This window comes from Nostoc mirabile CHAB5784 (genome assembly GCF_020829645.1).
In the GTDB taxonomy this organism is placed as follows: Bacteria; Cyanobacteriota; Cyanobacteriia; order Cyanobacteriales; family Nostocaceae; genus Nostoc; species Nostoc mirabile.
This window is the reverse complement of the sequence record NZ_JAIVFS010000095.1, coordinates 22,763-33,122: the sequence shown is the minus strand read 5'-3', so window position 1 is coordinate 33,122 and position 10,360 is coordinate 22,763. Positions and strand designations below refer to the sequence as shown.

Annotated in this window: 15 protein-coding genes and 1 pseudogene; 1 reads left to right on the top strand and 15 read right to left on the bottom strand. The window is 48.6% G+C overall.

The genetic code is table 11. The features are described from left to right. Positions 1-210: 210 nt before the first annotated feature. The 3 genes from LC653_RS35395 to LC653_RS35385 all read right to left on the bottom strand — a co-directional run bounded on the left by LC653_RS35395 (position 211) and on the right by LC653_RS35385 (position 2,450). Complete coding sequence (locus tag LC653_RS35395) at positions 211-1,047, bottom strand: alpha/beta fold hydrolase (RefSeq protein ID WP_229499607.1); 837 nt, start codon at positions 1,045-1,047, stop codon at positions 211-213. Positions 1,048-1,286: 239 nt separating this feature from the next. Then, positions 1,287-2,183 (bottom strand): alpha/beta fold hydrolase, encoded by an 897-nt coding sequence (locus LC653_RS35390; protein ID WP_229499605.1) that lies wholly within the window; start codon positions 2,181-2,183, stop codon positions 1,287-1,289. A gap of 60 nt (positions 2,184-2,243) precedes the next feature. Continuing rightward, the gene (locus LC653_RS35385; protein ID WP_308189189.1) at positions 2,244-2,450 is read right to left on the bottom strand and encodes an SDR family oxidoreductase; all 207 of its coding nucleotides are present in this window, start codon (positions 2,448-2,450) and stop codon (positions 2,244-2,246) included. A gap of 6 nt (positions 2,451-2,456) precedes the next feature. Here LC653_RS35385 and LC653_RS35380 point away from each other — a divergent pair, with 6 nt between their 5' ends. Next, entirely contained in the window at positions 2,457-2,729 is a 273-nt protein-coding gene (locus tag LC653_RS35380) for a hypothetical protein (protein WP_229499601.1), read from the top strand. Here LC653_RS35380 and LC653_RS35375 read toward each other — a convergent pair. From LC653_RS35375 to LC653_RS35320, 12 genes and pseudogenes are all read right to left on the bottom strand, one after another. Then, positions 2,718-3,458, bottom strand: a complete 741-nt coding sequence (locus LC653_RS35375) for an SDR family oxidoreductase (RefSeq protein WP_229499599.1) — start codon at positions 3,456-3,458, stop codon at positions 2,718-2,720. The genes LC653_RS35380 and LC653_RS35375 overlap by 12 nt on opposite strands. Positions 3,459-3,505: 47 nt before the next feature. Then, positions 3,506-4,234, bottom strand: a complete 729-nt coding sequence (locus LC653_RS35370) for an alpha/beta fold hydrolase (RefSeq protein ID WP_229499597.1) — start codon at positions 4,232-4,234, stop codon at positions 3,506-3,508. A gap of 29 nt (positions 4,235-4,263) precedes the next feature. Next, positions 4,264-4,845 (bottom strand): ester cyclase, encoded by a 582-nt coding sequence (locus tag LC653_RS35365; RefSeq protein WP_229499595.1) that lies wholly within the window; start codon positions 4,843-4,845, stop codon positions 4,264-4,266. A gap of 113 nt (positions 4,846-4,958) precedes the next feature. Continuing rightward, positions 4,959-5,135, bottom strand: a pseudogene (locus LC653_RS35360) (SDR family NAD(P)-dependent oxidoreductase); the annotation flags it as partial. An 88-nt stretch (positions 5,136-5,223) separates the two neighbouring features. Next, positions 5,224-6,303 carry a zinc-dependent alcohol dehydrogenase family protein gene (locus tag LC653_RS35355; protein ID WP_229499594.1) on the bottom strand — a complete coding sequence of 360 codons (1,080 nt, stop codon included), beginning with the start codon at positions 6,301-6,303 and terminating at the stop codon, positions 5,224-5,226. Positions 6,304-6,406: 103 nt separating this feature from the next. Then, positions 6,407-6,964, bottom strand: a complete 558-nt coding sequence (locus LC653_RS35350) for a TMEM175 family protein (protein ID WP_229499593.1) — start codon at positions 6,962-6,964, stop codon at positions 6,407-6,409. Between the two features lie 217 nt (positions 6,965-7,181). Beyond that, positions 7,182-7,976 (bottom strand): CE1 family esterase, encoded by a 795-nt coding sequence (locus LC653_RS35345; RefSeq protein WP_229499592.1) that lies wholly within the window; start codon positions 7,974-7,976, stop codon positions 7,182-7,184. Beyond that, a complete protein-coding gene (locus tag LC653_RS35340; protein WP_229499591.1) occupies positions 7,927-8,286 on the bottom strand; it encodes a hypothetical protein in 360 nt (119 codons plus the stop codon). Before LC653_RS35340 ends, LC653_RS35345 begins: the two co-directional genes overlap by 50 nt. A 125-nt stretch (positions 8,287-8,411) precedes the next feature. Next, positions 8,412-8,582, bottom strand: a complete 171-nt coding sequence (locus LC653_RS35335) for a hypothetical protein (protein WP_229499590.1) — start codon at positions 8,580-8,582, stop codon at positions 8,412-8,414. Further along, positions 8,579-8,761 (bottom strand): hypothetical protein, encoded by a 183-nt coding sequence (locus tag LC653_RS35330; protein WP_229499589.1) that lies wholly within the window; start codon positions 8,759-8,761, stop codon positions 8,579-8,581. The genes LC653_RS35335 and LC653_RS35330 overlap by 4 nt, the downstream gene beginning before the upstream one ends. A gap of 202 nt (positions 8,762-8,963) precedes the next feature. After that, the gene (locus LC653_RS35325; protein ID WP_229499588.1) at positions 8,964-9,521 is read right to left on the bottom strand and encodes a DsbA family protein; all 558 of its coding nucleotides are present in this window, start codon (positions 9,519-9,521) and stop codon (positions 8,964-8,966) included. A 202-nt stretch (positions 9,522-9,723) separates the two neighbouring features. Next, complete coding sequence (locus LC653_RS35320) at positions 9,724-10,353, bottom strand: response regulator (protein WP_229499587.1); 630 nt, start codon at positions 10,351-10,353, stop codon at positions 9,724-9,726. Between the last annotated feature and the right edge of the window lie 7 nt (positions 10,354-10,360).

The window sequence follows — 10,360 nt, the reverse complement described above, 5'->3', positions numbered from 1 at the left end:
TGGGAGGAACAACGTAATCAGCAAAAAGCCAGTGTCTATTGGGGTTTTCAAACCAAAGATGCTCGCCGAAAAATGCAGCGTTTATATCCAAATTTAACCTAGCAAAGTTGGCTTGGCAGACTACTAGACAAATATGTGTATCATTTGAGCCTGACTCAACTGATGAATCACAGCGTTTTTTCACAGGACAGGAATCCGGCAGGTCACTGATTATTTCTGCCGAAGAAAGTCCAGTAACAAGGGATTGATCTGATCGGCGTGAGTCCAGTTGATGGCGTGCGGCCCGCCGGGAATGACAACCAGTTGACTGTTTTTGATCAGCTTCGGGAGTCTTGCTGCGGTGGACTCAAGCGGCAGAATGCGATCGCTATCTCCATGAATAATCAGAGTCGGCACATCAATGCGGGGCAGATCATCGCGGAAATCGGTGAGCCAGGAGGGTACACAGTCCAAAGTCCCTTTAGCAGAAGCCCCTGCTGCTACATTCCAACTGGCTTGAATCGCTTCATTGCTGATGCGATCGCCAAGCAATACATCAACATTGAAGAACTCTTTGAAAAAGGCAGAGAAATAAGCTGGACGATCGTCAACAATCGCTTTCATAATGCCATCGAAAACGCTTTGATCAACACCCTCTGGATTGTCGTCTGTCTTTAACAGAAACGGTGGAACGGGAGCCATCAGCACGGCTTTCTGCACCCGCTCTGAGCCGTATTTGCCAAGATAACGTGTGACTTCACCTGTTCCCATTGAGAAACCGACCAGCACGGTATTTTGCAAGTCAAGCTTGGTCATGAGTGTATTCAAATCGGCGGCGAAGGTATCGTAGTCATAGCCAGATGAGGGCTGACTGGAGTTGCCAAATCCTCGGCGATCGTAGGTAATTACTCGATATCCTGCATTCAGTAAAACTAAAACCTGCTTCTCCCAGGAATGTCCGTTCAATGGAAATCCATGAATCAGAACAATCGGTTGTCCTGTCCCAAGATCTTCGTAGTAGAGATCGATGGTTGCAGAGTTTTCTTGACCAACGGTAATGTAAGGCATGAGAGGTTTCTCCGTTGTAAATTGATGATGTGTTTTTGTCTGTTGCATCACAATTGTTATGCAGAGATCGAGCACCGTCTTAACAATGCTGCGTTAAGCAGACTTCAAAGATGGGGCAAGCATCCATTGCGTATCATCGGCGCAGAACGACAAGAATCCTTCATTGTTACCTGAGCGCGATCGCCGCGGTTGCCTCTTCTAAGATGGCTTTAATTCTGCTTCGGTAGCCAGCGCGGTACTCAGATTCTTGTGCAATCACCTTCAAGACGCAGCGTGAAACCGAGCGTTCTGTCGAGGAACGCGCAGATCAACGTTGCCACCTCCTCTGCATGAGTCTCCAGCGCGAAATGTCCGGCATCGAGCAGGTGAATCTTTGCATCCGGGAGATCGCGCTGATAAGCGGCAGCACCAGCGGGCAGAAACGCCGGATCATGACGACCCCAGACGGCGAGAAGCGGCGGACGGTGCTCGCGAAAGTAGGACTGGAAGGCTGGATAGAGCGCGACGTTACTGCGGTAGTCGAGGATCAGATCGAGCTGGATCTCCTCCGCGTCTGGCCGCCCCATGTAGGCGATGTCGAGTTCGTAGCCGTCGGGCGACAGAAGGGTTGGATCGGCTCCAGTACCATACTGCCAGTTCCGGATTGTGTCCGGCGCGAGTGAGGGTCGGCAGGCTTCCCGGTTTGCTGCGCTCGGTTCGCGCCAATAGGTCTCCCACGATCCCCATTCATCACTAAAACCCTCAAGGTAGGCGTTGCCGTTCTGCGAGACAATCGCAGATATCCGTTCAGGATGGCGCATCGCCAGACGCAGACCTACTGGCGCACCGTAGTCGAAGATGTAGAGTACGTATTGATCGAGCGACAAAGCATCGACGAAGCCCTCGATTACGTCGGCAAGGCGGTCGAACCTGTAGTCGAATGCCCCGCGTGGCGGTGCCTTGGTCTGTCCGAAACCAGGCAAATCCGGCGCGACGAGCCGAAAGCGATCGGCGAGCAGAGGGATCAGGTCGCGGAACATGTGGCTAGCGGTTGGAAAGCCATGCAACAGCAGTATTACCGGCGCATCGCTTGCCCCCGCTTCGCGGTAGAACACTTCGACATCACCAACCTGTCGAAACCCATAGCGTATTTTCATCTTTTTTCCTTTGATTGCGCGTGTAAAAGTTTTGATCTGCTTCGGACTAAACTTCGACGCTCAGATTTGGCATCCGCCGGACACATCCACTACATTGCCGCTGATGTAGCCAGCATCTGAACCTGCGAGGAAGCAAACGGTCGCCGCTACCTCCTCCAAGGTTGCGATCCGGCGGATGGCGTGAAGATCCATGATCGCTTCCGCTGCTTCCGGCAATTTGTCGGCTGCGGCTGTTGCCATGTCCGTCGGCATGATACCTGGCTGCACACAGTGATGTTGCGCGGATCAAGATCGCGCTGGACACCTTTCGCATACCCTACGATCGCCACTCCTAAACCGCGAGAACCACCCGTTACCAGTGCAACTTTGCCTGCAAGTGTTGTCGTCATGATGGACTCATTTAGATGTATTACTGCTCAATCAAACACTGCGTACTATCGGTACGCCCCTGAGAAACCAACGGCACGGAGAGTGATCGAGCGGATGATGCAGGTCGATCGCCACTTGGTCGCAACATTTCGCACTGTCGTTCGACTACTGCGCTAAATACCCACCATCTATCATCAACGTTTCACCTGTTACGAACGATGCCATGTCAGATGATAAAAACAGGACTGCATTTGCAACTTCAAGCGGTGTTCCAACTCGTCCGATCGGGTGAAGTCCTGCCAAGTAAGCTTTGACTTCATCTGTAGCGGCTTCAAACATATCTGTTTTAATTGACCCTGGTGCAACGACATTGATGCGAATACCCGCTTTGGCATATTGGAGTGCAGCAGCTTTTGTTAAACCTACTACCGCATGTTTACTCGCGGTGTAGAGGAGTATGTTAGGAAGTGCAACGACTCCAAGCGCAGATGCCATATTGACGATCGCACCACTTCCCTGTTTCAACATCTGAGCGATTTCATATTTCATCGACAACCAAACGCCTTTGACATTGACGTTCATAATATGCTCGTATTCAACTTCTGTTTGCTCAATCAATGAGGGATTTTCGCCGACAGTTCCGGCATTATTAAAGGCAATATCTAACCGACCAAAAACGCTAACTGCTTTATCAACCATTGCTTTAACATCGGCTTCTTTCGTGACATCGGCTTGCACAAAAATCGCCTCTCCGCCAGCTTCCTGAATCAATCGAACCGTTTCTTCACCTTCATCCATTCGACGACCCACCACCTTTGCTTGTTGTTGAGCATAAGCGATCGCTGTTGCTCGACCAATACCCGTTGTGCCGCCAGTGACTAACGCCACTTTATCTTGAAGTATCATTCTGTTTCTCCTGTTTCAATCAATAAACACAGTTGCAAATCCTGCGGCTAATCGCGTCCTGCCACGATAATTTTTTCTGCTAAACCGATCGGATTAGAAAATATCACCTCGTGACTACCGGGCATTTGTACAAGCCGAAATAGCCCCAAGCGGTTAGACATTCTCGGATGCCAACCCCACTGTTCGCCTTGAGGGAGGACATTATCTTCTGTACAGTAGAGGTAACTTTTAGGAATGGGCAACGAGTAAAACTGCTTCAAGTCCAACTTGTCAATTAACGGTTGATACGGTTCGGGCGATAATTGTGCGTAACTAGATTTAGCCAGGTCGAGGTCAGTGTCGTTGAGAAACGTTTCTCGCCAAATCTCAAAAGGTAGCATCAGCGTATTGTCGTCCGATGTTCTCGCTAGTTGGTCGTTTAACGTTTGATAGTCCGGTGGGAGTATATCTCTGAGGCTTTCACCATCATTGAGGACAAAAGCATCTAAGAAGATGAGCCGTCGAATGCGCTCATGAATTGCTTCGGCAACTTTCGCAATAATCGTGCCACCGAAACTATGTCCGAGTAGGACGATATCGGTTAAGTCTTTGTCAACAATGTAATCGACGATCGATTGTGTACATTGAGCATGGTTAACATTCTTATTCGCGCCTTTGCCATGACCTGCGATCGTGGGAGCAAACGCTTGATGCCCTTTAGCTTCTAAATGTTTGATGACAGGTTCCCAAGCAGAACCGTCATGCCATGAGCCGTGAACTAAGACAAAAGTTGACATTGGATGACTCCTACATTTAGTCGCGATCGCTAAGTGCGATCGATTAGTGTGTTTGAGGGTAAGTTGGGATCGATCGCCTTACGCGCACTGTCAACACCGACAACAGGAAGTGTACCAGGATCGAGTAAGCCGACTTGAACCAATACACTCGCTTGATCCCAGTAAATGTGTTCGTGGGCTAGTTTGCCATCACGGAACTGGACGATCGCTACTACTGGCACTTCCACCCGTTTTCCGGTGGGAACAACGCCGGGTAATATCCATTCCATCCAAACAGTATGAGTGAACTTAGCTACCATTTCATCCACGAGTTGATCTGTCCCGATCGTGCGCGAGATTGGGGTCAACTCCATGTCCGGCGGCATCTGTGGAATGAAGTATTTGGAATAAAACTCGCGCAGTGCTGGTTTCCCGACTCCCCCAGTCATTACCGGGATGTGGTTAACGTAAGCATCTTCAACCATCGTAGCGAGGGCATCTTCAGTACTGTGAGTGCCAAACTCGTACTGTAAATGCTCTTCCCAAAGTGCTTGCAAAGACTCCTGGGCTGGTGTCAAATTGGTAGTTGCTTGTAAATTTGCTTGTCCGTCTACAGTTTGCTCTTTGACCATGATTAAATACTCCTGGTTCTATCTAAAGTGCATTGAGTTCCAATGCTTGACTGCTTTCAGATTCTTACAATGATTTGTCAGATTCTTGTGATGTTAGTGAACTTGTTTCAATGGACGTATAAGCATTCAGCACCTGTTTCACGAATCAGTTTGGCAGTTTTTTCACCTTCTGCATCGCGTCTCCCTGAGAATACTACCTTTGCTCCAGCAGCAGCAAAGGCGATCGCAGTTGCTCTGCCAATACCCGCTGTTCCTCCAGTCACTAACGCCACTTTATCTTGCAGTATCATCCTGTTTCTCCTGTCCCAATCAATATTGACCTTCAGCACACAATCAAACTCCGATCCGTTTAGCAATTACCAACGCCGTAAAGCTGGTCTAATTTTCTGTAAACTTCAGCACAATTTTACCCCGTGTTCCTCCCTGCTCTAGACGCTGATGTGCCAGAACGACCTGATCCCAAGAAAATACTGAATCAATCACTGGGCGAAGCTGATGACGCTCGATTAGTTTTGTCAAAGCCTCTAATTTTGCTCGGTACTGGGGTGAAAAAACAAAATGAATCGTCAGATTCTTGCCCCATGCTTCAAGAAGCGATTGCGGTATTGCAATGTCTACAATGCTTGTAAGCCTACCGAAGGGACGAATGATTTCTAGACTACGCTGAATTGTTTCTCCGCCGATCGTATCTAGAACTAAATCCACACCCAGTCCATTTGTTTCTTGACGAATGACTTCTACGTAATCTTCATTTTTGTAATCAATCACTCGATCTGCGCCCAGTTCTGTCACGAAATCTCGGTTTCTAGAACTACACGTTGCAAAAACGTATGCCCCTATTGCTTTGGCGAGTTGAACTGCGATCGAACCCACTCCACCCGCACCCGCATGGATGAGAACTGTTTCACCAACTTGTAGATTGCCCCTAGTCACTAGACAATCCCAAGCAGTTCCGCCTGCAAGCGGAAAAGAAGCTGCTTCAATGTGCGATAGATTTGCAGGCTTCAATGCAACAATCGCTGCATCAGCCACATGATACTGAGCATAGCTACCGAATTCTCCAAAAACTTGCGGCGAGTAATACACGTTGTCTCCCACCTTGAAATCAGTCACAGCTTCGCCAATTGCCTCAATCACCCCTGAAACATCGACTCCAAGGATGGCGGGTAATCGAACCAGTTCCTTGTAATCACCACGACGAGTTTGGTAATCGACCGGGTTAATCGAGGTTGCACAAACTCTGACTAACACCTGATGCGCCTTCAGTGTTGGTGTGGGAACAGTTTGAATCTCAAACTTCTCAGCATCACCAAACGCAGTTAATACGGCTGCTTTCATAGATTCCATCTGTGCCAACTCTCCTTGATTTAGAATAAACAGTGACGGGATTTCGATACCACTCAGCGGAGGTAACTCCCTAACTTCGCAATAGCCCGTTGCCGCTTGTGCAAAACTCACGGAACAATTGCAGTCACGCGGATTTCAATTCGCATCGTTGGAAGTCCAAGAGCCGCGACTCCTACCTGTGTCCAAATTGGGGCATGGTTGGGCAATACTTTTATCAGCGCATTGCTTTCTCAATCCGGCGATCTGGAATCAACCACATCATTGCTACTAATACATAGAGACTAAAAGCCAACCATGAATTAGCAAAGGCGAGGAGAATCGATACGGCATAGATCGCCACTGATACCTTGCCCTTAAAATCTCTCCCGATGGCAGTCGCGATTACCGAGCCTTGACCGTGGTGAACAATCAGAGTCATAGTCAGAATTAAATAAGCAATTGCGCTGAACAACAGCACACCACCATAAAAGGCAACAGGTAACGCGGTGAAGTAATTTTCGCCCATCCAGGCGGTGACAAAGGGAATAAGCGATAGCCAGAATAACAAATGCAAATTAGCCCATAAAACTCGACCGCTGACATATTGCGCTACCTGAAATAAGTGGTGGTGGTTATTCCAATAAATTCCCAAATTGATAAAGCTAAGGATGTAGCTTAGAAATGAGAGCATTAGCGGACGTAATGCAGCTAAATCATCTCCGTGGGGGACCTTCAATTCCAGTACCATAATCGTGATGATGATGGCGATGACACCATCACTGAATGCTATCAATCTTCCTTTTTCCATATCAACACGCCCCTGTTAAAATCATAGATTTAACAATCTACAATTCTTAGAATCTATTAGCACAGCGCAACACATCGCCTCCGATAGCACGAGTTTGGATCTCAACACACCAGAGTCAGCATAAGAAACAATTTGTCTACTCTCTTGAATTGTCTTAGTCTTAGTTCACTTGAGTGTAGTTAGTTCCAACACTCAACTTCTTTCAGATTCTTATGGAGTTTCTTTCGGATGGCGCTTGGCAAAATTCCAGATCATGGCACTGGCATCGGGACCGGCGTGATCGATGTAAATGCCGTCTCCAGCAGGACCTGGCCAGACATGTCCCATATCCTCGACGAGGTACAACTCGACGACAGACGTACCATCCGGCGCGGTGATGGTGGTGTGTGTACGAATGCCTGCTTTGTTCTGAAGGCACTGTTGTCGTCTTTTCGATGAGGTTTAGGCTGTCGTTGAGCAAACCATCATCAACAAAGTCACCCACCGCAGTCCAGTGTGCAACCAGACGAGTAGCAACGAGGGGCGGAACGACGGCATCCTCCTCGCCTTGGATGACGAGCAGCGGTACCTGCCGCGCCCGATCGCCCATCTGCGACCATGCCTGACGTGCCGTGTAGTCGGGTGGCGTGGAATCGGGGTCGTTCGGGTTCACCTGGTTCAGTCCGTACTCACCACCCGCGATGGATGTCACTGTTGCGAAAATATCGGGGTAAGTCGCAGCCAGAATAACGGCAGTCCCCGCACCCGACGAGGCACCCGCGACATGCACTTGGGCTGGGTCTGCGTTATACTCCTCGACCACCTGTCGGGCAACGCCAGCCAGCAGCGCAGGTTCTCCGCTGTAGCGGTGCTGCTCCCGTGGATCAGCCGAGTTCCAGCAGTTGATCGCGCTGCGGAACATCCGTTGCGTCGGGTAGACGACGATGAAACCTTCGCGGTCGGCCAGGCTATTGAACTGCGTCGTGGACTTCATCGAGTTCCATCCATAACCCGTCATTCCGCAGCCGTGAATCGATCACGGGCAGTTGAGTCGTGCCATCGTGCTGAGGCGGCAGGTGAACCTGATAACGCAGAGAACCGGTATCGCTTTCGTACAGGTGATTGTGGTCTCCCGCCTGCATCCACCAGGGCAGTCCGAACTGGAAAGCCGCAGTGCCAATGCCGATGATGGTTACGACTGCGACGAGGATGCCGGAGGTGATCCAGGGCGATCGCCGTCGCCTACGAGAGCGGTCTGACCGGGACTGAGCGGACTGGACCGCCTTGTCCAGATTTTGTTCTCGCGAGTGATCAGAAAAATCTTTCATAATGATCGCTTCTTTTCATCTAGGTGCTGAACGTTCAGGACGCGCCCGCGAACACCATCACCGGAACCGTGGGCAGGTTGACAACAACGTGAACATGGAATTAGCGAACCTATTTCAGTGTTACTTTAGTGAGTCGCTTGAAGTGCTGTATCAAACATTTCGCACTGCCGATCGCCTACTGCGCTACATACCCACCATCGACCATCAACGTTTTGTTGGGCATAAGCGATCGCCGTTGCTCTAACGATTCCCGATGTGCCTCCGGTGACTAACGCCACTTTATCTTGCAGTATCATTCTGTTTCTCCTGTTTTAATTTCATCGGTTTGTCTCAGGTAAGTTTGTCTCAGCAACTCAGTAACTTCTTGCGCGATCGCAATCAGGGCATGATTAACTGAGGAGTCCTGAAGAGAATCAGTCTGAGGTGTACCTTCATACCCAGAATCATTCTTGCCTTGTACTAGTAAATGCGTCATAGAATTATCCTCAATGAAATACTGATTTGTAATTGACTAAATCAATACGCAGGAATTCAGTTGTTGGCATGGTAACTGTTGTCATGGTTCAAAAAGCGGCAATTTTATTCAGTGAAACAGGCAAAATCTAGCCATCGAAATTAGATAGCTTACAGCACTTACAGACAAGTCAGATATGAATTGGGAGCAAAGATCGGGGAACTTAATGACTTGCAGCAATCATGGCTGCCATCAACTCCGTCGTGTTCCAGTGCCCGGTATACCGAATTTCATTGATAAACAGAGCTGGGGTAGTCGTCACTCCACTCTGTATTCCGCCTTCGATATCTTCATTGATGCGATCGACATGCACTTGTTTAGACAACTCTTTGAGAAATTGAGGAATGTCAAGCCCTAAATCATTGGCGTACTCGACAAGATAACCGTTCTCCAACCTTTGTTGATGGTCAAATAAAGTATCGCTCATTAACCAAAACTTTCCTTGGGCGGCGGCGGCTTCGGCGACTTGGGCTGCCCGTTGTGCCTGGGGATGAATCTGGATCTGTGGAAAATGGCGGAAGATAAAACATAAATAATCCTCTCCAAAAGAAACCGTAAGCTCTTGCCGAATGATTTTAATCAGCTTGTAAACGGCTGCACTTCTAGGACATTGATAATCCCCATACATCACTAATACCACGGCGGCACTTAGCACACCTTGACTGTGATCTTGGGTTGAAGCTGGCACAACTAAAGAACTGGAACTATGGTCGTCGATCATCTTTCTACATCTGTATCAAGCATGGAACCTTGCGATTCACTTGCTCAATCCACATGAATTCAATATAAGCAATTGGCTTTTAGTTGTCGTCTACAATGAGTTAACATTTTTAGGCTGTAATTTGATGGAGCAGCCGCTCCTTCTTAAGATAGAAGGCTAGCTATAACTTAAGTTAGAATCCGAATCTGATCGAAAGCACATCCTACAAACTTACAATGCCGCGTTTAACGGCAACAATCACAGCTTGAGTACGATCGCTGACATCTAACTTATTCAAAATCCGATTGACATGAGATTTAACCGTGCCTTCACCAATACTCAAAGCAGTCGCAATATCAGCATTACTCATCCCCTGCGCCAGTGAGCGGAGTACTTCTAGTTCTCTTTCACTCAGTTCTGGATTGCTGAGACGTTGAACTAACTTTGCTCCCACATCGGGCGGAATGTACTTCTGACCCCGATGAACGGTACGAATGGCATTCAGAAGCTCGTCCGGTTCAGTTTCTTTCAACAGGTATCCTTTTGCGCCTGCCTGCAATCCCCGGTAAATATCTTCGTCACTATCATACGTGGTCAGTACAATAATCCGAGCAGATTTAACGATCGCACAAATTGCACCAATGGCGGTAACTCCTTCCACTTCAGGCATTCGCAGATCCATTAGCGTTACATCTGGTTGGTGTTCCCGAAATAAGGCGATCGCCTGTTCACCATTTTCAGCTTGGGCAATCACCTGCATCTCTGGGTCACGGTTAATAATCGTGGCTAAACCTTGCCGAAAAATGGCATGATCGTCTGCAATCAGAACCCGAATGGTTATGGCTTGGCTCATCGTGACG